20 protein-coding genes and 2 tRNA genes are annotated in these 26,697 nt (G+C 45.5%); 17 read left to right on the forward strand and 5 right to left on the reverse strand.

Going from position 1 to position 26,697, the window contains the following annotated elements; all coding sequences use genetic code 11:
• Positions 1-148 precede the first annotated feature (148 nt).
• Positions 149-625, forward strand: coding sequence for a transcription elongation factor GreA (gene greA, locus Xsto_RS04335; protein WP_099109394.1), 477 nt, complete (start codon positions 149-151; stop codon positions 623-625).
• Between the two features lie 151 nt (positions 626-776).
• On the opposite strand, the gene yhbY is transcribed toward greA, so the two are convergent.
• Positions 777-1,070 carry a ribosome assembly RNA-binding protein YhbY gene (gene yhbY, locus Xsto_RS04340; RefSeq protein WP_038261477.1) on the reverse strand — a complete coding sequence of 98 codons (294 nt, stop codon included), beginning with the start codon at positions 1,068-1,070 and terminating at the stop codon, positions 777-779.
• Between the two features lie 135 nt (positions 1,071-1,205).
• On the opposite strand from yhbY, the gene rlmE reads away from it, so the two are divergent.
• The 16 genes from rlmE to Xsto_RS04420 all read left to right on the forward strand — a co-directional run bounded on the left by rlmE (position 1,206) and on the right by Xsto_RS04420 (position 19,600).
• Positions 1,206-1,835, forward strand: coding sequence for a 23S rRNA (uridine(2552)-2'-O)-methyltransferase RlmE (rlmE, locus tag Xsto_RS04345; protein ID WP_099109395.1), 630 nt, complete (start codon positions 1,206-1,208; stop codon positions 1,833-1,835).
• Between the two features lie 47 nt (positions 1,836-1,882).
• A complete protein-coding gene (ftsH, locus tag Xsto_RS04350; protein ID WP_169926585.1) occupies positions 1,883-3,814 on the forward strand; it encodes an ATP-dependent zinc metalloprotease FtsH in 1,932 nt (643 codons plus the stop codon).
• A gap of 114 nt (positions 3,815-3,928) precedes the next feature.
• A complete protein-coding gene (gene folP / locus Xsto_RS04355) occupies positions 3,929-4,786 on the forward strand; it encodes a dihydropteroate synthase (RefSeq protein ID WP_099109397.1) in 858 nt (285 codons plus the stop codon).
• Positions 4,787-4,840: 54 nt separating this feature from the next.
• Complete coding sequence (gene glmM, locus Xsto_RS04360; protein WP_099109398.1) at positions 4,841-6,178, forward strand: phosphoglucosamine mutase; 1,338 nt, start codon at positions 4,841-4,843, stop codon at positions 6,176-6,178.
• Between the two features lie 186 nt (positions 6,179-6,364).
• The gene (gene secG / locus Xsto_RS04365) at positions 6,365-6,712 is read left to right on the forward strand and encodes a preprotein translocase subunit SecG (protein ID WP_099124193.1); all 348 of its coding nucleotides are present in this window, start codon (positions 6,365-6,367) and stop codon (positions 6,710-6,712) included.
• A 109-nt stretch (positions 6,713-6,821) separates the two neighbouring features.
• Positions 6,822-6,911, forward strand: a tRNA-Leu gene (locus Xsto_RS04370).
• A 58-nt stretch (positions 6,912-6,969) separates the two neighbouring features.
• Positions 6,970-7,046 (forward strand) — tRNA-Met (locus Xsto_RS04375).
• 242 nt (positions 7,047-7,288) lie between these two features.
• Positions 7,289-7,741, forward strand: a complete 453-nt coding sequence (gene rimP, locus Xsto_RS04380; protein ID WP_141554488.1) for a ribosome maturation factor RimP — start codon at positions 7,289-7,291, stop codon at positions 7,739-7,741.
• A 21-nt stretch (positions 7,742-7,762) separates the two neighbouring features.
• Entirely contained in the window at positions 7,763-9,271 is a 1,509-nt protein-coding gene (gene nusA / locus Xsto_RS04385) for a transcription termination factor NusA (RefSeq protein WP_099109401.1), read from the forward strand.
• Positions 9,272-9,296: 25 nt separating this feature from the next.
• On the forward strand, positions 9,297-12,077 hold the full coding sequence (infB, locus tag Xsto_RS04390) for a translation initiation factor IF-2 (protein ID WP_099109402.1): 2,781 nt from the start codon (positions 9,297-9,299) through the stop codon (positions 12,075-12,077).
• Positions 12,078-12,202: 125 nt separating this feature from the next.
• Entirely contained in the window at positions 12,203-12,613 is a 411-nt protein-coding gene (rbfA, locus tag Xsto_RS04395) for a 30S ribosome-binding factor RbfA (RefSeq protein ID WP_099109403.1), read from the forward strand.
• A complete protein-coding gene (gene truB / locus Xsto_RS04400; RefSeq protein WP_099124195.1) occupies positions 12,613-13,572 on the forward strand; it encodes a tRNA pseudouridine(55) synthase TruB in 960 nt (319 codons plus the stop codon). The genes rbfA and truB overlap by 1 nt, the downstream gene beginning before the upstream one ends.
• A 124-nt stretch (positions 13,573-13,696) precedes the next feature.
• Positions 13,697-13,966 (forward strand): 30S ribosomal protein S15, encoded by a 270-nt coding sequence (gene rpsO, locus Xsto_RS04405; RefSeq protein ID WP_099109405.1) that lies wholly within the window; start codon positions 13,697-13,699, stop codon positions 13,964-13,966.
• Between the two features lie 299 nt (positions 13,967-14,265).
• Complete coding sequence (gene pnp / locus Xsto_RS04410; RefSeq protein ID WP_099124196.1) at positions 14,266-16,407, forward strand: polyribonucleotide nucleotidyltransferase; 2,142 nt, start codon at positions 14,266-14,268, stop codon at positions 16,405-16,407.
• 185 nt (positions 16,408-16,592) lie between these two features.
• Complete coding sequence (gene nlpI / locus Xsto_RS04415) at positions 16,593-17,480, forward strand: lipoprotein NlpI (RefSeq protein ID WP_099109407.1); 888 nt, start codon at positions 16,593-16,595, stop codon at positions 17,478-17,480.
• A gap of 170 nt (positions 17,481-17,650) precedes the next feature.
• Entirely contained in the window at positions 17,651-19,600 is a 1,950-nt protein-coding gene (locus Xsto_RS04420; protein ID WP_099124197.1) for a DEAD/DEAH family ATP-dependent RNA helicase, read from the forward strand.
• A 105-nt stretch (positions 19,601-19,705) separates the two neighbouring features.
• On the opposite strand, the gene Xsto_RS04425 is transcribed toward Xsto_RS04420, so the two are convergent.
• The 4 genes from Xsto_RS04425 to Xsto_RS04440 all read right to left on the reverse strand — a co-directional run bounded on the left by Xsto_RS04425 (position 19,706) and on the right by Xsto_RS04440 (position 25,899).
• A complete protein-coding gene (locus tag Xsto_RS04425; protein WP_099124198.1) occupies positions 19,706-20,086 on the reverse strand; it encodes a hypothetical protein in 381 nt (126 codons plus the stop codon).
• Positions 20,087-20,273: 187 nt separating this feature from the next.
• On the reverse strand, positions 20,274-20,993 hold the full coding sequence (gene btsR / locus Xsto_RS04430; protein ID WP_099109410.1) for a two-component system response regulator BtsR: 720 nt from the start codon (positions 20,991-20,993) through the stop codon (positions 20,274-20,276).
• Positions 20,994-20,995: 2 nt separating this feature from the next.
• Positions 20,996-22,693, reverse strand: a complete 1,698-nt coding sequence (locus tag Xsto_RS04435; protein ID WP_099124199.1) for a sensor histidine kinase — start codon at positions 22,691-22,693, stop codon at positions 20,996-20,998.
• A gap of 167 nt (positions 22,694-22,860) precedes the next feature.
• Positions 22,861-25,899, reverse strand: a complete 3,039-nt coding sequence (locus Xsto_RS04440; RefSeq protein WP_099124200.1) for an inverse autotransporter beta domain-containing protein — start codon at positions 25,897-25,899, stop codon at positions 22,861-22,863.
• Positions 25,900-26,697: the final 798 nt, after the last annotated feature.

The following is a 26,697-nucleotide window of genomic DNA, read 5'->3' on the forward strand; positions in this document are numbered from 1 at the left end:
CCCTTTTATTGTCTGGAAGCCCGCCTGATAGGGTGTGCTCATTGTGTTGCAATATATTGCAATCTACTGTTATTGCAAAATAAGTTAACTTTTTGCAAAAATCAGGAAGATGTTGTCTGGGCTTAGGATTGATTTAGAGGTTTAATAAATGAAACAAATTCCGATGACGGTACGTGGCGCGGATAAATTGCGCGAAGAATTAGAACATTTGAAAAATGTACGTCGCCCTCAAATTATTGCTGCAATCGCTGAGGCACGTGAACACGGTGATTTGAAAGAAAATGCCGAATATCATGCTGCCCGTGAGCAACAGGGGTTTTGTGAAGGCCGTATTCAAGAAATTGAAGCTAAACTTTCTAATGCGCAGGTGATAGATATCACGAAGATGACCAACAATGGCCGCGTGATTTTTGGTGCGACGGTAACGGTGCTGAATGTTGATTCTGATGAAGAACAGACTTACCGCATTGTGGGTGACGATGAAGCGAATATCAAAGAAAATCTGCTTTCGGTTAATTCACCTATTGCCCGTGGCTTAATTGGCAAAGAAGTGGATGATGTCGCTGTGATTGAAACACCTGGCGGTAAAGTGGAATATGAAGTTCTGAACGTCGAGTATGTTTGATATTCAGCTGAAAAGCTAAGCTTTCCTTCCCACACGATGGTGCGGGAAGGAAAATGGTAAGTGGTCATAATACCGGTAATGATAATGAAAAGGCCCGATGAGGTCTTTTTTTGTCATGATAAAATGGCACTTTTGTATAAAGATATCGAGATTATTTCGGTAAACTAATCTTACGCTCTTCAGAAGGGCGATAGAGAACTAGCATTTTTCCAATAATTTGCACATTATATGCACCAGTTTCACGAACAATAGCTTCCGCGATCAAAGTTTTGATTTCACGGTCTTCGCCTGCAACTTTGACTTTGATAAGCTCGTGATGCGAAAGGGTTTGTTCGATTTCGGCCAATACGCCTTCAGTCAGTCCGTTGTTACCGATCATGACAACAGGCTTTAATGAATGAGCGAGACTTTTCAGGTATTGCACTTGTTTCTTGTTAAGAGTCATCGTTTTTTTGCTTAGTTGGGATTGAAAACGACCTATTCTACCGCCATCTCTTATCTATCACCATAAGTGTGTGGTGTGGTTTGATAAGAGAGTGAAAAAAATAAGACTCTCTGTTAGTAACAGTTGGAAAGAACAATGGCCAATAAAAAACGCTCAGCAAGCTCAAGTCGCTGGTTACAAGAACATTTTAGTGATAAATATGTTCTTAAGGCGCAGAAAAAAGGGCTTCGCTCCCGCGCTTGGTTTAAACTTGATGAGATACAGCAAAGCGACAAAATATTTAAACCGGGCATGACCGTTGTTGATTTAGGCGCTGCTCCAGGTGGGTGGTCTCAATACGTAGTCGGTCAGATTGGTGGACGTGGTCGGGTCATTGCCTGCGATCTTTTACCAATGGATCCCATTGTCGGCGTTGATTTTCTGCAAGGGGATTTTCGTGATGAGCAGGTATTGAAAACATTACTTGAGAGAGTTGGTGATAATAAAGTCCAGGTCGTCATGTCGGATATGGCTCCCAATATGAGTGGAACCCCCGCGGTCGATATTCCTCGATCCATGTATCTGATTGAATTAGCATTAGATATGTGTCGTGATGTGCTGGCCCCTGGGGGCAGTTTTATTGTCAAAGTGTTTCAGGGAGAAGGCTTTGATGAATACCTGAGGGAAATACGCTCCCTTTTTACGAAGGTTAAAATTCGTAAACCGGACGCTTCGCGGGCACGTTCGCGTGAAGTATACATTGTAGCGACGGGGCGGAAAGTATAGTACCCTGCTGCTATTTGTTAACACAGTTGTAATAAGAGGTTAATCCCTTGAGTGACATGGCGAAAAACCTGATTCTCTGGTTAGTCATCGCAGTTGTCTTGATGTTATTGTTCCAGAGTTTTGGTCCCGGCGATTCTAGTGGTCGTAGGGTGGATTACTCTAACTTCATCAGTGAGTTATCACAGAATCAAATAAGTGAAGTACGTATTTCTGGTCGTGACATTGATTTCACTAAGAAAGACAACGGTGGAAAATACAGCACGTATATGCCAGTTCCAGATGAGAAGCTGCTGGATACACTGCTAAACAAACAGGTAAAAGTTGTTGGTGAACCACCAGAACAACAGGGCCTGTTAGCGTCTATCTTTATTTCATGGTTCCCAATGCTGCTGCTGATTGGCGTTTGGATCTTCTTTATGCGTCAAATGCAAGGTGGTGGCGGTAAAGGAGCAATGTCTTTCGGTAAAAGCAAAGCTCGTATGCTGACGGAAGATCAGATCAAAACGACATTTGCGGACGTTGCTGGTTGTGACGAAGCAAAAGAAGAAGTGGGTGAGCTGGTGGAATACCTGCGTGAACCCGGCCGTTTCCAGAAACTGGGTGGTAAGATCCCGAAAGGCATCCTGATGGTTGGGCCTCCGGGTACAGGTAAGACCCTGCTGGCGAAAGCAATCGCAGGTGAGGCTAAAGTACCATTCTTTACCATTTCTGGTTCTGACTTCGTTGAAATGTTTGTTGGTGTTGGTGCTTCCCGTGTTCGTGATATGTTCGAACAGGCGAAAAAAGCCGCTCCTTGTATTATCTTTATCGATGAAATCGACGCGGTAGGCCGTCAGCGTGGCGCTGGTCTGGGTGGTGGACACGATGAACGTGAACAGACACTGAACCAGATGCTGGTTGAGATGGATGGCTTCGAAGGTAATGAAGGCATCATCGTTATCGCTGCAACCAACCGTCCTGATGTACTGGACCCTGCACTGCTGCGCCCTGGTCGCTTTGACCGTCAGGTGGTTGTTGGCTTGCCAGATGTTCGTGGTCGTGAACAAATTCTGAAAGTTCACATGCGTCGTATCCCGCTGGATACCGACATTGATGCCTCCATCATTGCCCGTGGTACACCTGGATTCTCGGGTGCCGATTTGGCAAACCTGGTGAACGAAGCTGCTCTGTTTGCTGCTCGTGGCAACAAACGTGTTGTTTCAATGGTGGAATTTGAGAAAGCCAAAGATAAGATCATGATGGGCGCAGAACGTCGCTCAATGGTCATGACGGAAGAGCAGAAAGAATCTACTGCTTATCATGAAGCAGGGCACGCCATTATTGGTCGTCTGGTTCCTGAACATGATCCGGTTCATAAAGTGACGATTATCCCACGTGGTCGTGCGTTGGGTGTGACTTTCTTCCTGCCTGAGGGTGATCAAATCAGCGCCAGCCGCCAGAAACTGGAAAGCCAGATTTCTACTTTATACGGCGGACGTCTTGCAGAAGAGATCATCTACGGCCCAGAGAATGTTTCTACCGGTGCATCGAACGATATCAAAGTAGCAACATCCATTGCCCGCAACATGGTCACGCAGTGGGGCTTCTCAGAAAAACTGGGGCCATTACTGTATGCGGAAGAAGAGGGTGAGGTTTTCCTTGGTCGCTCAGTCGCTAAAGCGAAACACATGTCGGAAGATACTGCTCGCTTAATTGATCAGGAAGTTAAGGTTCTCGTTGACCGTAACTACCAGCGCGCACGTCAGATTCTGATGGATAATCTGGACATCCTGCACTCAATGAAAGATGCGTTGATGAAGTATGAAACCATTGACGCACCTCAGATTGATGACCTGATGAACCGCACTACCGTCCGTCCACCGGCAGGCTGGGAAGGCGATAACAGAAATGGCGGTAATAGCAATAATAGTAATAACCGTCAGGATACATCGTCTCAGCAGCAGTCTGCGAAACCTGCGGATGGTAACCCAACCGCATAATCTACTCAAACCAAAGGCAACTATAAGTAATACAGGTTGCCTTTGATTTTGACAGACCGTACTGATTAAACCCCGGGGCAAACCTGGGGTTTTTAACATTAAGGCTCCCTAGCAATGAAACTGACAGCCAGAGGAAGTATCCTTGATCTTTCCCATCCACAGGTTATGGGGATTTTGAATGTCACTCCTGACTCCTTCTCAGATGGTGGTACACACAATACCCTAGATACAGCCTTACGCCATGCTGTCAGCATGATTGGAGAAGGTGCCACTATTATTGATGTCGGCGGGGAATCGACACGCCCCGGTGCAGATGAGGTCAGTGAACAGGAAGAACTGGATCGTGTTGTGCCCGTAATAGAAGCTTTGTCCCGGCGTTTTGATGTCTGGATATCGGTTGATACTTCAAAAGCTATCGTAATACAGGAAGCTGCAAAAGCCGGTGCTCACATTATCAATGATATCCGCTCATTACAGGAGCCGAATGCTCTGGAAGAGGCAGCCAAAACAGGCTTACCCGTTTGCTTGATGCACATGCAGGGACAGCCCAGAACGATGCAGGCAGAACCGCATTACACCGATGTTATAGCGCAAGTAAAAGCATTTTTGGAAGCTCAGATTGAGCGCTGTATCGCGGCCGGTATTGCAAAAAATAACCTGATAATCGATCCGGGCTTCGGTTTTGGTAAGAATTTATCGCATAATTATCAATTATTGGCTCAGTTAAAATCATTCCATCATCTTGGTGTGCCCATCTTGGCTGGCATGTCGCGTAAGTCAATGATTGGGCAGTTACTTCATGTACCCCCTCAGGAAAGAGTCACGGGAAGTGTTGCCTGTGCTGTCATTGCAGCAATGCAAGGCGCTCAGATTATTCGTGTGCATGATGTAAAAGAAACTGTGCAGGCAATGCAGATTGTTCAGGCAACTTTGTCAGAGAAAAATACGCTGTCAGCAACAGGCAATTTGTGAACAAAGAATGATCTGTGAACAAAGAATACGTTCAGCAAAGGAAGAAAGAAGTTTATGAGTAACCGTAAATATTTTGGTACCGATGGTATCCGTGGCAAAGTTGGCAACAGTCCGATTACCCCTGATTTTGTTTTAAAACTTGGCTGGGCTGCGGGGAAAGTACTGGCGCGCCATGGTTCTCGCAAAATTATTATTGGTAAAGATACCCGTATTTCTGGTTATATGCTGGAATCTGCTCTGGAAGCAGGCTTGGCAGCTGCCGGGTTATCCGCCTCATTTACCGGCCCGATGCCAACACCTGCCGTGGCATACCTGACACGCACTTTTCGTGCAGAAGCGGGAATTGTGATTTCTGCTTCCCATAACCCTTACTACGATAACGGGATTAAATTTTTTTCCATTGATGGCACCAAACTTCCTGATGATGTGGAAGAAGCGATTGAAGCCGAAATGGAAAAACCACTGACTTGCGTAGAATCCGCTGAGTTAGGGCGTGCTAATCGGATTGTTGATGCGGCTGGTCGTTATATTGAATTCTGTAAAGGTACATTCCCTAGTGAACAAAGCCTGAATGGATTGAAGATTGTACTGGATTGCGCTAATGGTGCGACTTACCACATTGCGCCAAATGTTCTTAGAGAACTGGGTGCTGAGGTGATAGCCATTGGTTGCGAGCCAAATGGCATTAACATCAATGAAGAATGCGGTGCAACAGATGTCCGCTTATTACAGAAGCGGGTACTGGAAGAACAGGCTGATGTCGGTCTGGCATTTGATGGCGATGGTGATCGCATTATCATGGTTGATCACCTGGGTCACAAAGTGGACGGAGACCAGATACTTTACATCATTGCACGTGAAGCATTACGCCAAGGACAACTACGCGGTGGAGCCGTTGGTACTTTGATGAGTAATATGGGGCTGGAGCTGGCATTGAAGCAGCTTGGCATTCCATTTGAACGTGCAAAAGTGGGTGACCGCTATGTATTGGAAAAATTACAGGAAAAAGGCTGGCGTCTGGGCGCGGAAAACTCAGGCCATATCATCTTGCTGGATAAAACCACTACAGGTGATGGTGTTGTTGCTGGTTTGCAGGTATTGAGCGCAATGGTACGTAATGACATGACCCTGCATGATTTGTGTAGTGGAATGAAGCTGTTGCCTCAGGTACTGGTCAATGTGCGTTTTGCGGGCAATAACGACCCACTTCAATCAGAACAGGTACTGGAAGTAGTTAAAGAGGTTGAAAACGAGTTAAATGGCCGAGGCCGCGTTCTGCTGCGTAAATCAGGCACTGAGCCTCTGATCCGCGTTATGGTGGAAGGGGAAGACGAAGAACAGGTCACTACATTGGCACATCGTATCGCTGATTCAGTGAAAGGGATGAGCTGATTTGTTGATTTTTTCCTCAATCAGCGTCAGTATTTAAAATTAACCTTGCTTGTCTGAGACGCTTTGGTTAGTATTCACACCCGCTCAATCAGTTAATTTTTCTAATTGAGTGGGTGATGCAGAATAACGTTACCGTAGTATAACGTCACAGTTATGGTAAATCCCACGAGGAAACGGGTACAACATATGTATGAAGCTCTTTTAGGTATATTCTTGCTGGTCGGTATCGGGCTAATTGCTCTGGTTCTGTTGCAGCAGGGGAAAGGTGCTGATATGGGTGCTTCCTTTGGTGCGGGTGCGTCTGCAACAATATTTGGTTCATCGGGTTCTGCGAATTTCATGACCCGTATGACAGCGGTTTTTGCAACACTGTTTTTTGTTATCAGCCTGATTCTGGGAAATATGACCACGAATAGGACGGGTTCAAGCGGAAAGTGGGAAAACCTTGCTGAGCCTGTAAAAACTGAAAAACAGGCAGAGACTCCAGCAATACCGGCAGCTCCAGCTAAACCAAATAGTGATATCCCTCAGTAATTTTTGGTAGAAAATTTTCTGTCAGAAATAGTCAGTAAAAGAATTGAAGTAGGGTTGTTTATTTAAACAGTTATTATTAGCCGATTAAGATAACAGTCCTATAATCAGTGCCGAGGTGGTGAAATTGGTATACACGCTACCTTGAGGTGGTAGTGCCTAAACAACGGGCGTACGGGTTCAAGTCCCGTCCTCGGCACCATAAATCTAGAAACTTGCGTTTTTAGTATTATCAGCGTAAGATTTGCCACGTTTTCGAACGCGGGATGGAGCAGCATGGTAGCTCGTCGGGCTCATAACCCGAAGGTCGTCGGTTCAAATCCGGCTCCCGCAACCACTTCTTAACAACTATGTACCTTTTCAAACAGTTATAAGCTTAGCGACCATAGAGGTATTAACCCTGATTTGACAGGTTGCTTCATGAGGTATAGCTTTGATAGGTATTACAAGAAGTTGGTTGAGACCACTGGCAGTAAACAGGGTCCAGTTGCATAAAGCCCCGCGTATCGGGGTTTTTTGTTATTTGACAGCAGAACTACTGGGCTAATATAGCCCTTTTTTTATGTCTTGGGGGTGGGCTTGTCCACATTAGAGCAAAAATTAACAGCGATGATTTCAGCACCAGTTGAAGCTTTAGGTTATGAATTAGTGGGCCTGGAGTTTATTCGCGCACGCGTATCGACACTGCGAGTCTATATCGATAGTGAGGAGGGTATCACTGTTGATGATTGTGCTGATGTTAGCCATCAGGTCAGTGCAGTACTCGACGTCGAAGATCCGATCCCAGGGCTTTACAACCTGGAAATATCTTCTCCGGGGCTTGATCGTCCACTGTTTAAGGCTGAACACTACCAGCGTTTCATGGGGGAAGAAATCAGCCTGATGTTACGCATGGCAATGCAAAATCGTCGTAAATGGCAAGGTATTATCAAAGCCGTTGATGGTGAAATGATTACGGTTACGGTGGATGGAAAAGACGAAGTGTTCGCACTGAGCAACATCCAGAAAGCGAACCTGGTACCCCACTTTTAAAGTTCGGATGAGGCAACTAGGATGAATAAAGAAATTCTGGCTGTTGTTGAAGCGGTTTCTAATGAAAAATCTCTCCCTCGCGAAAAAATCTTCGAAGCATTAGAGATTGCACTGGCGACAGCCACCAAGAAAAAATATGAGCAAGAAATCGATGTTCGTGTCTGCATCGATCGTAAATCCGGTGATTTTGATACCTTTCGCCGCTGGGTTGCGGTAGAAGAAGTCACCCAGCCTACCCGTGAAATCACACTGGAAGCGGCAAAATTTGACGACCCGGAAGTTGAACTGGGTGGTTATATTGAAGACCAGATTGAATCGGTAACTTTTGACCGTATCACAACTCAGACCGCAAAACAGGTTATCGTACAAAAAGTACGTGAAGCTGAGCGTGCAATGGTCGTTGATCAATTCCGCGAACAGCAGGGTGAGATCGTGACCGGTCAGGTTAAAAAAGTAAACCGTGAAAACATTACGCTTGATCTGGGTAATAACGCTGAAGCGGTTATTTTGCGTGAAGATATGCTGCCACGCGAAAACTTCCGTCCCGGTGACCGTGTACGTGGTGTCTTATATGACGTACGTCCGGAAGCTCGTGGTGCACAACTGTTCATCACCCGTTCCCGCCCTGAAATGCTGGTTGAATTATTCCGTATTGAAGTGCCGGAAATTGGCGAAGAGATCATTGAGATCAAAGCTGCTGCCCGTGATCCGGGTTCCCGCGCTAAAATCGCAGTGAAAACTAACGACAAGCGTATTGACCCGGTTGGTGCTTGCGTAGGCATGCGCGGTGCAAGGGTACAGGCGGTTTCCAGCGAGCTGGGCGGTGAAAGAATTGATATTGTGTTGTGGGATGATAACCCGGCGCAATTTGTCATTAATGCAATGGCTCCGGCGGATGTTGCCTCTATCGTTGTTGATGAAGATAACTGCACGATGGATGTTGCCGTGGAAAACAGTAATCTTGCTCAGGCGATTGGCCGTAATGGTCAAAACGTCCGTCTGGCGGCACAATTGCTGAAAAAACATCGTGGTGATGATCAGTGGGAACTGAATGTCATGACTGCGGAAGAGCTGCAAGCAAAACATCAGGCAGAAGCTCACGCTTCTATTGATACATTTACCAAGCATCTCGACATTGATGAAGATTTCGCCACCTTATTGGTCGAAGAAGGTTTCTCTACACTGGAAGAACTGGCCTATGTACCAGTTAATGAACTTCTGGCTGTAGAAGGTCTTGATGAAGAAACCGTTGAAGTTCTCCGTGAACGTGCGAAAGCGGCCTTGACAACGCTGGAACTGGCTCAGAAAGAGAGTCTTGGTGATCAGCAGCCAGCCCAAGATTTACTGGATTTGCCTGGCATGGAACGTGCTTTAGCGTTTAATCTGGCTGCCCGTGGCATCTGTACTCTGGAAGATCTTGCCGAACAGGGTATCGACGACTTATCTGATATCGAAGGACTGAATGATGAGCAAGCAGGAGAACTCATTATGGCAGCTCGAAATATCTGTTGGTTTGGCGATGATGCATAAATAAACTGTAGCAGGAAGGAACAGAATGACAGAGGTAACCGTAAAATTACTGGCAGAAGAGATCCAGACATCGGTTGAACGCCTGATCCAGCAATTCACTGATGCTGGCATTCAGAAAACCGCAACTGACTCTGTTTCCCAGAAAGAAAAAGAAGCTTTGCTGGCCCACCTGAACCGCGAACAAGGCGGTACTGGTGGCCAGCCAGGTAAATTGACACTACAGCGTAAAACGCGCAGTACACTGAACGTCCCTAGCACCGGTGGCAAAAGTAAATCGGTAGCGATTGAAGTCCGCAAAAAACGCACATATGTGAACCGTGACGCGATTGAACAGGCTAAAGCGGAAGAACAGGCGCAGCGTGAAGCGGAAGAGCAGGCTCGGCGCGAGGCAGAAGAGAAAGCGCGGCTTGAAACTGAAGCGAAGAAACTCGCGGAAGAGCAAGCTCAACGTGAAGCGGAAGAACAGGCAAAACGCGAAGCAGAAAAGCAAGCTAAACGTGAAGCAGAAGAAAAAGCCAAACGTGAAGAGGCTGAAAAGGCTCAGCGCGAGGCAGCGGAAAAAGAAAAAGTGACTACTAAGCAACATACCGAAACCAAGTCTAAATCAGTGCAAACTGAGGCAGCAGCGCAAAATGAAAAAGCGCGCCGTGAAGCTGAAGCAGCAAATTTAAAACGCAAAGCTGAAGAAGAGATGCGCCGTAAAGTTGAAGCAGAAGCAAAACGTGTAGCAGAAGAAGCACGTCGCATGGCAGAAGAGAATAAGGATAAATGGTCCAACGATGCTGATGTAAATGACAACAGCAACAGTGACTACCATGTAACAACTTCCCGTCATGCCCGTGATGCGGAAGATGAGAATGACGCCAAAGTTGAAGGCGATCGTCGTACCCGCAGCCGCGGTGGTAAAAACACCCGCCAGAAGAAAAATAACAAACATTCTGAGTCGAAAGCTGATCGTGAAGAAGCACGTGCAGTTGGCCGTACTAAAGGTAAACAGCGTAAGCCTAGTGCTTTGCAACAGAGCTTTAATAAACCTGTCGTCGCCGTTAACCGTGATGTTGTGATTGGTGAAACCATCACTGTTGCTGAATTGGCTAACAAAATGGCAGTAAAAGGCTCTCAGGTTATCAAAACCATGATGAAGATGGGCGCAATGGCGACTATCAATCAGGTTATTGATCAGGAAACCGCTCAGCTGGTTGCTGAGGAAATGGGTCACAAAGTTATCCTGCGTCGTGAAAACGAGCTGGAAGAAGCGCTGATGAGTGATCGTGACACTGGTGAAACTCAGGCTGAACCACGTGCGCCTGTAGTGACCATCATGGGCCACGTTGACCACGGTAAAACCTCTTTGCTGGACTATATCCGTTCAACCAAAGTGGCATCTGGCGAAGCAGGTGGTATTACTCAGCACATCGGTGCATACCATGTGAAAACTGAGAAAGGTATGATCACCTTCCTGGATACTCCGGGCCATGCTGCATTTACCTCCATGCGTGCTCGTGGTGCTAAAGCGACCGATATCGTTGTTCTGGTTGTTGCGGCGGATGACGGCGTGATGCCTCAGACCATCGAAGCTATCCAGCACGCTAAGGCTGCGAATGTGCCGGTTGTTGTTGCGGTTAACAAAATCGATAAGCCAGAAGCTGATCCGGATCGTGTGAAAAACGAATTGTCACAGTACGGCATCATTCCGGAAGAATGGGGCGGCGAGACTCAGTTCATGCATGTATCAGCCAAAGCTGGCCTTGGTATTGATGAATTGCTGGAAGCTATCCTGCTACAGGCTGAAGTACTGGAACTGAATGCAGTTCACTCTGGCATGGCAAACGGCGTGGTTATCGAATCCTTCTTGGATAAAGGCCGTGGCCCGGTTGCTACCATTCTGGTGCAGTCCGGTACGCTGAACAAAGGTGATATCGTTCTGTGTGGCTTTGAATATGGCCGTATCCGTGCGATGCGTAACGAACTTGGTCAGGAAGTCATGACTGCGGGCCCATCTATTCCTGTGGAAATCCTGGGTCTGTCCAACGTACCGTCTGCGGGTGATGAAGCGACTGTTGTACGTGACGAGAAAAAAGCACGTGAAGTTGCTCTGTATCGTCAGGGTAAATTCCGTGAAGTGAAACTGGCTCGTCAGCAGAAATCTAAACTGGAAAACATGTTTGCGAACATGGAAGAAGGTAAGGTATCTGAACTGAACATCGTTCTGAAAACTGATGTTCAGGGTACATGCGAAGCAATTTGTGACTCACTGCTGAAACTGTCTACTGACGAAGTTAAAGTGAAGATCATTGGTTCTGGCGTAGGTGGTATCACTGAAACTGACGCAACACTGGCGGCAGCTTCTAATGCTATCATTCTGGGCTTCAACGTACGTGCTGATGCTTCTGCACGCCGTATCATCGAAAACGAAAGCGTAGACCTGCGTTACTACTCTGTTATCTATAGTTTGATTGATGAAATTAAACAGGCGATGAGTGGTATGCTGGCGCCAGAATACAAACAGCAAATCATGGGACTGGCAGAAGTCCGTGATGTCTTCAAATCACCTAAATTTGGTGCGATTGCTGGCTGTATGGTGACAGAAGGTAACATCAAGCGTAATAACCCAATCCGTGTACTGCGTGACAACGTGGTTATCTACGAAGGTGAGCTGGAATCCCTGCGTCGCTTTAAGGATGATGTCAACGAAGTCCGTAATGGTATGGAATGTGGTATCGGTGTGAAGAACTACAATGATGTTCGCGTTGGCGATATGATTGAAGTCTTCGAAGTGGTTGAAGTGAAACGCTCCATCGATTAAAAACCACAATTGACCCGTTAAATTTCAGGTTATTCCTAATCAGGCGGTAACCTGAATAAACAGGGTAGAGATTCATTCCATTCTTGGGGGGCTTCATGCCCCCCAAAATGTCAGGAGATAAAACAATGGCAAGAGAATTCAGTCGTACTCAGCGCGTTGCTCAGGAAATGCAAAAAGAGATTGCCATCATTTTACAGCGTGAAATGAAAGATCCCCGCATCGGTATGGCAACTGTTTCAGGTGTTGAGGTTTCCCGCGATCTGGCTTATGCCAAAGTATTTGTAACTTTTCTGAATGCATTAGTGGACGGACACGATTCAGAGAAAGTTAACCTAGGTATCAAAGCATTGAATGAAGCTTCCGGTTTTATTCGTTCACTGTTGGGTAAAGCGATGCGTTTGCGTGTTATTCCTGAACTGACGTTTTCTTACGATAGTTCTTTGATCGAAGGGATGCGCATGTCAAATCTGGTCACCAACGTCGTGAAAAGTGACGAACAGCGTCGTGCTTCTACGGATCACAACGAGGAAAAATAATGGGGTGTCGTCGTAGGGGTCGTGCGATACACGGCGTACTGTTGCTGGATAAGCCGCAGGATATTTCCTCCAATGATGCTTTACAGAAAGTAAGGCGGGTCTTTAATGCCAGTAAAGCGGGCCATACCGGTGCGTTAGACCCGCTGGCAACGGGAATGCTGCCAATTTGCCTTGGTGAAGCGACTAAATTTTCCCAGTTTTTGTTGGATTCAGATAAACGTTATCGGGTCATTGCCCGTCTGGGGCAGCGTACTGATACTTCCGATTCACACGGTAAAATTATTAGTGAACGTGAAGTTCAGGTGACTTCCTCCCAGCTTGATGCAGCACTGGAAACATTCCGTGGGGATACTATGCAGGTTCCTTCCATGTACTCTGCATTGAAGCATCAGGGAAAACCGCTGTATGAATATGCCCGTCAGGGTATTGAAATTGAGCGGGAAGCCCGCCCGATTACTGTTTATGAATTACAGTTCATTCGCTGGGAAGGTGATGAGCTGGAGCTGGAAATTCATTGTTCCAAAGGAACCTATATCCGCACCATCATTGATGATTTGGGTGAATTGCTGGGCTGTGGTGCTCATGTTATTTATTTGCGCCGTTTGCAGGTAGCTAATTACCCTAATCACCGCATGGTGACACTGGAACAGCTCTATGAGTTAAAAGAACGGGCTGAAGAACAGCAGATTGAAGCAGGAGAATTGCTCGATCCATTATTATTACCGATGGATACCGCTGTAATGCATTTTCCGGTTATTCAATTGTCATCTGTTGTTGCTGCTTATTTTAAGCAGGGCCAGCCGGTTCGAAGCCAACATAGCCTGCCATCTGGCGAATGGGTGCGGGTTAATGAAGGTGATGAAAATAAATTCATCGGCATTGCTGTTATTGATGATGATGGCCTGGTAGCTCCGCGTCGGTTGGTTGTAGAAACTACCGAAGATGGTGAAATGCATTAAAAGTAGCATTTATGGGGTTATCTTGCGCTTCATCTATTTGCAGCGTAGAATAATGCGCCTGTATATGGGTGGCTGAATTAGAGATCGGCACTCATCATTTTTAAACTATATTTGGAGTTATACTATGTCTCTAAGTACTGAAGCAAAAGCGCAGATTATTGCTGATTTTGGCCGTGGCGCTAACGACAGTGGTTCTAGCGAAGTTCAGATTGCCCTGCTGACTGCACAAATTAACCATCTGCAAGGTCACTTTGCAGAGCACAAAAAAGATCACCACAGCCGTCGTGGTCTGCTGCGTATGGTTGCACAGCGTCGTAAACTGCTGAACTACCTGAAGCGTAAAGATCTGGCATCTTACACCACGCTGATCGAGCGTCTGGGACTGCGTCGCTAATCGATGAGTTTCAGTGGAAAGGGGCCTATCTGGCCCCTTTTCTTCTAGAAAATGGAGATTAAGAAATCTTAAGTTCCATTTTTAACTAGTTGAACCTCTTCAGTTACAGTGACTCGCGCGGCTAATGAGAGTACTTAAAAAGACATTTTTGGAAGATTTCAGGTTACACCGCAGCTATTAACGCTGCTACTTGAAAGGTAAAGGGCCTAAGTACTGTCATTAGTCGTGAGGGTGTAGCGAAGAGAACATCCATTGTTGCTGATATTTAAACGTAGCAACACAAACGAAGGAATATTATTTTGCTGAATCCGATTGTTCGTAAATTCCAGTATGGTCAGCACACTGTGACCATCGAAACTGGCATGATGGCGCGTCAAGCGACAGCCGCTGTTATGGTTAATATGGATGACACCGCGGTATTTGTTACCGTTGTTGGTCAGAAAAAAGTGAAACCAGGTCAGGATTTCTTCCCACTGACTGTTAACTATCAAGAACGTACTTATGCGGCTGGCCGTATTCCAGGAAGTTTTTTCCGTCGTGAAGGCCGCCCGGGTGAAGGCGAGACTCTCGTTGCCCGTCTGATCGACCGTCCACTGCGTCCTCTGTTCCCTGAAGGTTTCCTGAACGAAGTTCAAATCATCGCAACCGTTGTTTCCGTAAACCCACAGGTTAACCCGGATATCGTTGCTATGATCGGTTCTTCCGCAGTATTGGCACTGTCTGGTATCCCGTTCAATGGCCCGATTGGTGCTGCGCGTGTTGGTTATATCAATGACCAGTATGTGCTGAACCCAACCAGCGATGAACTGAAAAACAGCCGTCTGGATTTGGTTGTTGCAGGTACAAATAACGCTGTACTGATGGTTGAATCTGAAGCAGAACTGCTGACAGAAGAACAAATGTTGGGTGCGGTTGTATTCGGTCATGAGCAACAACAGATTGTGATTGATAACATCAACGCACTGGTTGCTGAAGCAGGTAAAGAGAAGTGGGATTGGTCACCTGAGCCAGTTAACCAGTCTCTGCATGAACGTGTAGCTGAGCTGGCAGAAAGCCGTCTGGGTGATGCTTACCGTATCACTGAGAAACAAGATCGTTATGCTCAGGTTGATGCTATCAAAGAAGAAGTAGCTGCAATCATTCTGGCAGAAGCAGCAGAAAAAAATCTGGAGCTGGAAGAGTCAGAAGTTTTTGACGTACTGGCTGTTCTGGAGAAAAACGTTGTTCGTAGCCGTGTTCTGCGTGGTGAACCACGTATTGATGGCCGTGAAAAAGATATGGTTCGTGCACTGGATGTTCGCACTGGCGTCTTGCCACGTACTCATGGCTCATCTTTGTTCACCCGTGGTGAAACTCAGGCGCTGGTTGCAGCAACTCTGGGTACTGAGCGTGATGCACAGGTTATCGACGAACTGATGGGTGAGCGTACAGACCGCTTCCTGTTCCACTACAACTTCCCTCCATACTCTGTAGGTGAAACCGGTATGGTTGGTTCACCAAAACGTCGTGAAATCGGTCACGGTCGTTTGGCGAAGCGTGGTGTTCTGGCGGTAATGCCTAGCATTAATGAATTCCCGTATACCGTGCGTGTCGTTTCTGAAATTACTGAATCCAATGGTTCTTCTTCTATGGCTTCCGTCTGTGGTGCTTCTCTGGCACTGATGGATGCAGGCGTGCCGATTAAAGCCGCAGTTGCTGGTATCGCTATGGGTCTGGTGAAAGAAGGTGAAAACTTTGTGGTTCTGTCTGATATTCTGGGTGATGAAGATCATCTGGGCGACATGGACTTTAAAGTTGCGGGTAGCCGCGATGGTATCAGCGCATTGCAGATGGATATCAAAATTGAAGGTATCACCCGTGAAATCATGCAGATTGCTCTGAATCAGGCTAAAGGTGCCCGTTTGCACATTCTGAGCGTGATGGAACAGGCTATCCAAAGCCCACGTAATGATATCTCTGAATTTGCACCACGCATTCACACTATTAAGATCAATCCAGACAAGATCAAAGATGTGATTGGTAAAGGCGGTTCAGTTATCCGTGCACTGACAGAAGAAACCGGTACAACCATCGAGATCGAAGATGATGGTACTGTGAAGATCGCAGCAACTGACGGCGACAAAGCTCGTCATGCTATCAGCCGTATCGAAGAGATCACTGCTGAGGTTGAAGTTGGCCGCATTTATGCTGGTAAAGTGACTCGTATTGTTGACTTCGGTGCATTCGTTGCTATCGGTGGCGGTAAAGAAGGTCTGGTACATATTTCTCAGATCGCCGACAAGCGCGTAGAGAAAGTGACTGACTATTTGCAGCTTGGTCAGGAAGTTCCGGTTAAGGTACTGGAAATCGATCGTCAGGGTCGTATCCGCCTGAGCATGAAAGAAGCTGTAGCTAATACTGCCGCTGAAGCACCACAATTACCGGAATCATCAGTAGAATAAGTTTGACGTAATGAACGGCGTCCTGTAAAAAGGGCGCGGCTTATCCTGATATATTTCTGCTCACCTCTGGTAGGTGGGCTGAAAAATAAACGGTAAGCCAATTTTTCTGGCAGGATGCCAGAAATAAACAATGTGGGGTGGAGCAACAGGGCATTCTGATTAATGTCTGACTTCGGGAGTAGGAAATGAATTCTTTTCTGCGCTGGTGTTACGTTGCAGCTATTTTTCTCCTTGTGGGATGTGGTGGCAGCACAGGGTGGCGTAAAAATGAAGTTTTTGCTATTCCACTTCAACCGACATTGCAACAAGAGGTTATTCTGGCACGCATGGAACAAATACTTGCGAGCCGTTCTCTCAAGGAAGATGAGTATGCACAGCTTTTATATGAAAGAGGTGTGCTGTATGATAGCCTTGGGCTGAGGGCATTGGCACAGAATGATTTTTCAGTGGCTTTATCTATCCGTCCTGATATTCCTGAAGTTTTTAACTATTTAGGGATTTATTTTACGCAGGCAGGCAATTTTGATGCTGCCTATGAAGCGTTTGATTCTGTTTTAGAGCTTGATCCAACTTACAACTACGCGCGAATGAATCGCGGCATCGCATTGTATTACGGCGGCCGTTATCGTTTAGCGCAGGATGATCTGCAGGCGTTTTATCAAGACGATCCAAATGATCCCTTCCGTTCGTTGTGGTTGTACCTTGTGGAAGAGAAACTCGATCCCAAGGTTGCAATGACTAGCTTGTCAAATCGTTTTGACAAAGCGAACCGGGGGCTATGGGGCTGGAATATCGTTGAATTCTATTTAGGTAAAATCAGTGAAAAAACACTGATGGAACGATTGAAGCAGGATTCGACAGATAACACTTCGCTCGCTGAGCATCTCAGTGAAACTGACTTCTATTTAGGTAAACATTACCTAAGTCTGGGGGATGAGGATAGCGCGGTTGCGTTATTCAAGCTGACGGTAGCTAACAATGTCCATAACTTTGTTGAGCACCGCTATGCATTGTTGGAATTGGCGCTGCTAGGCCAAAGACAAGATGACTTATCGGAATCGAACCAACAATAGCTGACGAACATTTTCACGACAGATTTTTAAGTCCACATCTTAAGGGGTGGGGGCTTGTTTGTTCGTTTAATAACATAATTTGAGCCAGTTCACATTTTAAATGAAAATGACAGAAATTCTTTTCACTGTGTTATGTAGACTGGCCGCCACGATTAATGAGGCACCATTACATGACCACTGAGACTGAAATCTCTTTTGCTGATTTAGGGTTATCAGCACCAATTCTTTCTGCGTTGCAAGACATGGGCTATGAGAAGCCTTCTCCAATTCAACAGCAATGCATTCCTCACCTGTTAAATGGTCGTGACGTGCTGGGTATGGCACAGACTGGTAGTGGTAAAACTGCGGCATTTAGCTTACCTCTACTGCATAATATTGATGCTGAGCTTAGAGCTCCACAGATCCTTGTGTTAGCACCGACCCGTGAACTGGCGGTACAGGTTGCTGAAGCATGTTCAGATTTTTCTAAACACATGCGCAGTGTGAATGTTGTCGCACTTTATGGTGGACAGCGTTATGACGTTCAGCTGCGTGCTTTGCGTCAGGGGCCACAAGTTGTTGTAGGTACACCAGGTCGTCTGCTGGATCACCTGAAGCGTGGTACGCTGGATCTGTCTAACCTGAAAGGTCTGGTACTGGACGAAGCTGACGAAATGCTGCGTATGGGCTTTATCGAAGATGTTGAAAACATCATGAGCCAAATCCCGGCAGAACATCAGACTGCGCTGTTCTCAGCAACTATGCCTGAAGCGATTCGTCGTATTACTCGTCGTTTCATGAAGGAACCACAGGAAGTTCGTATCCAGTCCAGCGTAACCAACCGTCCGGATATCAGCCAGAGTTACTGGTCTGTTTACGGTGGTGTACGTAAAAACGAAGCACTGGTACGTTTCCTTGAAGCAGAAGATTTTGATGCAGCGATTATTTTCGTACGTACCAAGAATGCAACTCTGGAAGTGGCAGAAACTCTTGAGCGTAATGGCTATAACTCTGCGGCACTGAACGGTGACATGAATCAGGCTCTGCGTGAGCAGACTCTGGAGCGTCTGAAGAACGGTCGTCTGGATATTCTGATCGCAACTGACGTTGCTGCTCGTGGTCTGGATGTTGACCGTATTAGCCTGGTTGTTAACTACGACATCCCAATGGATGCGGAGTCTTATGTACACCGTATCGGTCGTACAGGCCGTGCAGGCCGTGCAGGTCGCGCTCTGCTGTTTGTTGAAAACCGCGAACGTCGTCTGCTGCGTAACATTGAACGTACAATGAAGCTGACAATCCCAGAAGTAGAACTGCCGAATGCAGAACTGCTGAGTCAGCGTCGTCTGGAGAAGTTTGCTGGTAACGTTCAGCAGCAGCTGGAAAGCAGCGATCTGGATCAATACCGCGCTCTGCTGTCTAAGCTGGGCACCGGTGAAGAGCTGGATATGGAAACACTGGCAGCAGCACTGCTGAAAATGGCACAGGGTGAACGTCCACTGATCCTGCCACCAGATCCTGTTCGTCGTCCTCGTCGTGAATTCAATGATCGTGGTGATGACCGTCGCCGTAATGGTAATGGCTTCGGTGAGCGTGATCGTGGCGACAGAGGTGACAGAGGCGACCGTGGTGATCGTCCTCGTCGTGAACGTCGTGATGTTGGCGACATGGAACTGTACCGCATTGAAGTGGGCCGTGATGATGGTGTTGAAGTTCGCCACATTGTTGGTGCGATTGCTAACGAAGGTGATATCAGCAGCCGTTACATCGGTAACATCAAACTGTTCGCAACTCACTCTACTATTGAGCTGCCAAAAGGCATGCCGGGAGACCTGCTGTCACATTTCACTCGTACTCGTATCCTGAACAAGCCACTGAATATGCAGCTGTTAGGTGATGCACAGCCATTTGAACGTCGTGAGCGTCGTGGTGGTGGTCGTAACGGCGGTAATGGTGGTAATGGCGGTAACGGTGCACGTCGTGATCGTGACGGTTTTGGCAACGGCAACGGTGGTGGTCGTCGCTTTAATAACAATGAACGTCGTGGTGGCGGTGAGCGCGGTTCTTTCCGTGGCCGTGGCAATGACGATTTCAACGGTGGTCAGCGTCGCCGCCAGCAACCAAGCAATGGTAACGTGTAATACGCCATTGAGAGTTGCTTTGTGTTAGCTGTAACACATTGAAAAATTGATATAAAGAAGCCCTTTCTTCTTACTGGAGAAAGGGCTTTTCTTTTTTTATTCGGATTATTTTCGGCCTAGAATATCTTTAACTTCCGCATCTGAAAGTAAGCACTCACCTTGATGGATAATCATTTTTTGGATAATTGCTCTGGAGACAACATACGTAATTTCCAGTAATACCCGTTCTTCTACGGAGCAAAGGCCACCTTCGGATTGTTCCAATGGATGAATAAGTAGCCGATGTCTGCGCCCAAGAAATCTCTCAATAAATCGCATCAGACCATGTTGTTTAAACAACGAATCCAATTGCAGCTTTGCATCATAGAAATCCCCAACCAATAAGCGAGAAGTGCTGAAGTTTCCTGTAATACTCAGTTCTTTTTGATTATTGAGATTTTTCAGGGTCATTTGATTGGTTTTAATTTTCAGGTAGAGATCGACCATACATATCCTTATTTTATTTTGGCTTATACACTTCGTCTTTCAAGTTGCCTCTTTGTTGGCTACGCTCACTTACCCCAGTCACCGTTTTTATAAACATACGGTTATCTATGCTCCCGGGGATGAGTTCCCTCGCTGCCGCGATGCATTTTGAAATCCATTGTGTATAGATAGGGTGCAGACAAAATGATTAATTCAATCCCAGTTCCTCTTTGAGAGGTTTTAAATAACGGCGGCTGACGGGAATACGTGCATCATTGCGTAAAACTAATTCTGCGTGACCATTTTCCCCGAAAACAATTTCCCGCAGATGGGTCATATTGACCAGATACTGGCGATGGCATCGGGTCAGGGGAGTACGGGTTTCCAGTGTACGCAGAGTTAACTCCGTAAAACCTTCTTGCCCGTTGGCGTTCATCACATAGACACCACTCATGCGTGAGGTGATGTATAACACATCATCCAGTTGCATCAGCCATATCCGGCTATGTCCTGTGCAGGGGATATATTTCAGCTGCTCATTTTCTGGCTGTAAGTCTGCCAGATGCTGTTTTTGATAGCCTGAACGCAGTCGCTGTAATGTTTTGCTCAACCGTTCTTTTTCCAACGGCTTTAGCAGATAATCAAAGGCGTGTTCCTCAAATGCTTGTATAGCATATTCATCAAAAGCAGTGAGAAAAACGATATAGGGGCGGTGCTCCGGGTCGAGCATACCCACCATTTCCAGCCCGGTAATGCGGGGCATTTGAATATCAAGGAAAACCACATCCGGTTTCAGACGATGAATAGTACCAATTGCTTCTACTGCATTGGCACATTCACCAATGATTTGAATATCCGTTTCTTCTGCCAGCAGGCAGCGTAGATTTTCGCGGGCCAGTGGCTCATCATCAACAATCAATACATTCATATTTACGTTTTCTTATCAGCTTCTTCTTCCAATGGTAAACACAAAATGACACGAGTAAACTCTTCCGGCTGGCAATCAACACGGACACCATAGTGCTCACCGTAGCGAAGTCGCAGCCGTTTATCTACCAGACTCATCCCAAGTCCATCCCCCAATTTTTGTGGGCAATACAGCCCTGCATTATCTTCAATTTCAACCAATAACAGATTGGTTTGCTGGTAGGCTCTAATCGTAATTCTTCCCGTATCCAGTAACTGTGATGTGCCATGTTTAATTGCATTTTCGACCATAGGTTGCAGGGAAAATGCGGGTAATCTGGCGTAGCGCAGTGATTCAGGGATATCTATGGTTATCTGGAGGCGTTCACAGAAGCGCGCTTTCTCAATCTGTAAGTAAGCATTCACATGCTCTATCTCATTTTGCAGTGTGGCAATGTCTTCCGGACGTTTCAGATTTTTGCGGAAAAATGTTGAGAGGTACTGTACGAGCTGGCCTGCCTGATGGCTGTCACGTCGTATTACGGCCTGCAATGTATTCAGGGCATTAAATAAAAAGTGAGGATTCACTTGCGCGTGAAGCAGCTTCACTTCTGATTGCAGCAAAGATTGTTTATTCCGCTCATATTGCCCGGCAAGAATTTGGGCTGAAAGCAGGCTGGCAATCCCTTCCCCTAACGTCCGGTTGATTGAACTGAATAAGCGGTTTTTGGCTTCGTACAATTTGATTGTGCCGATGACTTGCTGATTCTCACCCCGAAGAGGGATAACCAATGCTGAACCCAGCTTACAAGTGGGGTTTAGAGAGCAACAATAAGGGATTTCATTACCATCGGCATAGACGACCTCATTATTGGCTATTGCGCGATGTGATTGCTCGGAGGCAATGGGAGTGCCCGGCAGATGATGGTCTGAGCCAATCCCAATAAACGCCAGTAACTTATCCCGATCTGTAATTGCCACAGCACCGATTTCTAGTTCCTGATAGATGACTTTTGCCACACGCATACTGTTAATTTCATTAAATCCCTTCAGTAATATACCTTCGGTACACACCGCAATTTTCAACGCCTGAGCAGAAAAGGCGCTGGTATATTTTTCAAAGATAGCCCGCCTGTCCAGCAAGATACGGATAAACATGGCAGCACCGATACTGTTGGCGATAATCATCGGAGCGGCAATATTTTTTACTAACTGGAGAGCTTCACTGAAGGGGTTAGTAAACAGCAGAATAATTCCCATTTGGGCACATTCTGCAAAAAAAGTCACAATAGCCGCAGTCCATAAATTAAGTAATTTATTGATCCTGCCTCGCTTCATTAAATAAATATGGACAAGGCCGCCAAGTACACCCTCTATGATTGTTGATACCATACAGCTGAATGCTGTCATTCCACCAAGAGAATAGCGATGTAATCCCCCGGTGAATCCGACCATTGCCCCAACAGTCGGCCCACCAAGTAAACCGCCGAGTACAGCACCGATAGCGCGGGTATTGGCGATAGAATCATTCACATTCAGGCCAAAATAGGTTCCCATCACGCAGAAGATGGAAAAGATGACATAACACATCAGCTTATGAGGTAAGCGAACACTCACTTGCAGTAGAGGGATGAACAGAGGTGTTTTACTCAGCAGCCAGGCAATCACCAGATAAATGCACATCTGCTGGAGAAGTAATAACACGAGGTTAAATTCATACATTTTTTTTCACAGTAGATTTAATAATTATAAATAAATTTATACAGTTATTATCAAAGTTTGAATTTAACATCGTCAATAGAATAGCGGGAATTAACGTAGTTTTGGATGAGAAGAAGATAATCCGCCCTGAATAGAGCGGATTTTTGCTCATAAAATGTGTAGAAGGATTATATACAGATAACGTAATCGGTCACTGTTTCGTTGATAACATGCGCTGTTCCGTCATCAATATTAACGGCATAATGGGCTTTTTTGCCGTCGTCATCTATTCCTGAAGTTGAAGAGCGATAAGAACGGAATTGTGGCCATCCGTACAGATCATGCATTTCATTCTTCTGGTGGATTTGGTACAGATTGAGTAGATCTTCTTTTGTCGGTAATTCTTTATGTATTTTATGGCAATACCACACGGCTCCCCGATAAATACGGCGCGGCCAGTGTTCACCATTTTCGGTGTATGTAGTCATTCCATGCATCCCCATAGCATCCAATTCTGCTTGTAGCAGAGGTCGGCTAAAGACACGTCCATTCGCCCCTGTCGCTGTATCGGCCATATGTCCCCAGAAATTCGCATATTGAGAATCAGGACTGGTTGCAACGGTAAAGATGACATTCTCAGTTTGCGGTGCTGAAACTCCATACCCTGCTACTTGTAACGTTGTTTTGACACCCAGACCATGTGGATCAGTGAGGGGAAGGGATAATGTGCCATTATCACCAGTGACTCCCTGGTAGTGACCGGCATTACCATTGACTTGTAGTGTTACCGCCTGATGAATGTTCTGACGATTCAGTGCCTCAGTGGTTTTTACCTCTACCGGCACATTTCTTACGGGGTGACCGTGATTGAATGTTTGTACACTCAGAGTAATTGTTTCGCCTTTTTTAGCTTTGCCAGTATTGGCGGTGACTTTCAGATTATCTGCAATGCCCTTGATTTTGCCGCCTTCTGTACCGCCATAGGTATAATTACCCTGTTCCTGGCCCATACTGGTATCAATCGTTTTTGTGTTTCCAGTAATATGAAGCCCGTTTTGTGCCTGAACAACGAGTGCTTTGACTCTGCCTGCATCTTCCAGTGTCAGTGTATAAGTGGGGATTTTACCTGATTCAGTAATTGTTGAGCCTTTAGTAATATCAACATTTCCTTTATCTCCCCACTCATAGCGCGACTTGTCTGTACTTTCGCCATTATTGGCATTGAAGGTATAGGTCGCTTTAAGCGTATGGCCCATTTCCAGTCGGCCAGACATTCTGACATCTTTAATGATGGGTTTATCAGGATGGAAGAACGTGATTTCTATTGGTGTGAAATTCAGCTTTTTGAATTTAGCAGTTACTGTCAGTACACCTATTTTTTCGCCAGCAGTGAGTAATGCTTCATAGGTGCCCGGTTGAGTTTCTTTGATTTTTCCAATCGTTGGTGCTTCGCCTTCTCCACTTAATTCGCTGCTGACGAATTTGAGATCTTCGGCAGAATCAGGAATCGGGTTGCCATTGCCATCTTTTAGCATCAGTTTAAGGGTGGTGCTGGAATGACCATCGGCGGACAGCTCGTGATCTCTTGCTGTGAATGTCGATTTATCAACACTTGCCTCTGCTTGTAGCACCTGAATCTGAGTCTCTGCCCGTTTGGAAGCATTATCGTGTTCATCATAAGCAATCGCGCTTATGGTATAAGCATTGTTACCACTATGGTGATACTTAGGTAGTGTCAGCAGGTAAAGCTTGTCACTTTGGCGTTCAATTTTACCGCCATTGGCGAGTAGGTTTGCTGCATCCCACTGAATCGTTTTCAATCCATACTTGCTGTTTACACTAATATGAATCGGTTTTATTTCACCGGCATGACCGGAAATCAGGCTATCTAATGTCAGGCGGATAACTTCACGTTTACGGTATTCCAGAACGATTTGGTTATTACGATCAACGAGATCATATCGGCTACCCTGTAGAGTATGACTGAAACCAACGGCATCAGGATTAGTTTGTTTTGACCACGGAGTGCCGATTTCATAATTCATTTCTAAATTGAACTGCGTATCTCCATTGCCGGACATATCCTGTTTGCGGTCGATACCAAAAGTCAGTAGTGGGATAGGGGTATAGTTAATGCCAGCGGTAAACGCAGCCGGGTTTTTCCCGCGGTGATCTTTATTGATTAATCCGACTTCATGGCCGAAATATTGTTCATATACCAGCTTACCACCAAACTGCGGCAGAGCGGGGATATAGCCCTGTGCTCTCAGATCGAACCCATTAGCAGGACGCTCATCATAATCTTTCAGGAAGCGTGATTCTCTCCAGTTACTTAAACGTAAATAGCCGTTCATTCCCAGTTTCAGATAATTGCGAGTATATTCTGCACCGAGGCCAAACCGGGTATTATTTCCGGTAAAATCGTGATCCAGAAAAGCGTTATATCCCAACATCCAGCCATCAAAAAATTGTCGTTGCCCGACTCCGAAATTAATGGTGTTGCGTTTATCAATACGACGTAGGCCAAACTGAGTAAAATTCATTTTACTCTCGCTATCATACAGAGGCAGCAGCATATCAAGCTGACTGCCATCCAGGTGACCGCGTCGATCAATGTTAGCCTGTACCCGTGCTGTACCGTAATGTCCCAGCCAATTCTGGAGTTGTTGATTGGCTTCGCCTACAGCCAGATTACTTAACTGATTAATTGCGCTGTTGCCTACGTTATCGCTGCTCAGTATTTCTCCGATGCGAGTGGCTGAATTTGCCAGAGAGCTGCCGGTATCATCGGTTTCGGGGAACTGCCCTGATTCCATCTGTCCGGATTCAACCGGCCTTGATACAAATTGTGCCGATGAAAAGTAATTGAAGGGTAAATACTTATTAGGACGAGGTTTGGGAACGTTAATCTCATCACCTGCGTTAAGTTCTGAAAATGGCTTATGGAAAGCGCGTAACTGATTTATTTCTTTAAGTTGATCAATAGTGAAACTATAGCGTTTAGCAATTGTGTAAATAGTTTCTCCTGGTTTCAGGATATAAGACTCTGTCGGTATTGCTATCAAAGGAGCATATTGAGAAGTCGTCGGTGTTTCAGCCATGGCGATAGTGGGAGCAAATGCGCCAGCCAGTGGAAACGAAAACTGGGCGATAATGTTTACCCAGGCTACTCGTTTCAGCACAGCTTGCTGATTTTTTACCCACGGCTCATCAAGTTTTTTATACATAAATATTAGACCTGTAACAGTAAAAGCGTCAGGTGATGACGGTATAAAAGAATGGCAAAGTGGCATTGCCTTATTTAAGGCACCACAAATGAGCTAGCAAAAATTCTGCTAGACAATTAACGCATGGATTATTTATCTGGAATAAATAATATATGTGGTTTTTTATTCCAGCATAAATTTATTTTTTGGTCAACACTACTTTCTATATTAGTCGTTTAAAATAAAAAAAGAGAGCTAGAAATAGAATAATTAAGAAGTAATTTATACCTGTCTCATTATTTTTCAACACTATGATTTTATTGATTATATCAATTGATTCATAGCGTTGCAGAGTGCTTATTTACATGATGGGAAATTATCTGATGAAGGAATGAAATAATTCTAAATATAATGAATTTTTTGACAATTAAATATCTATTGCTAATTATTACTGGTTTTTGTTTTCATTTTCATTTTATTAAGTATTGCTACTTTGATTTATTATCGAAATGTATTTAGATGCAAAGCAAATAAGAGCGATTCTTTTATTTATAATAAAATATTAATTAATAAATTAATTTTAATTATAAAAAGTATTAAGTAAGGCAATTCGACTCTGAAAATTGATTAATTTCCTTCCATGCCGCCCCTAAAAATTGATTAGGTATATAATGTTATAAATGATTGAGCAAAGTATTTAACTTTTGTCAATGATGAAGCGCACGAATTTCTAAAAAGGATTTGTGAAAATAGTGTCACACTAGGCAACTAATCGTCATTCGATAAGAAACAGATCATAGAGATTAAGGGTTAAAACGA

Origin of the sequence: Xenorhabdus stockiae (genome assembly GCF_002632825.1) — a bacterium.
In the GTDB taxonomy this organism is placed as follows: domain Bacteria; phylum Pseudomonadota; class Gammaproteobacteria; order Enterobacterales; family Enterobacteriaceae; genus Xenorhabdus; species Xenorhabdus stockiae.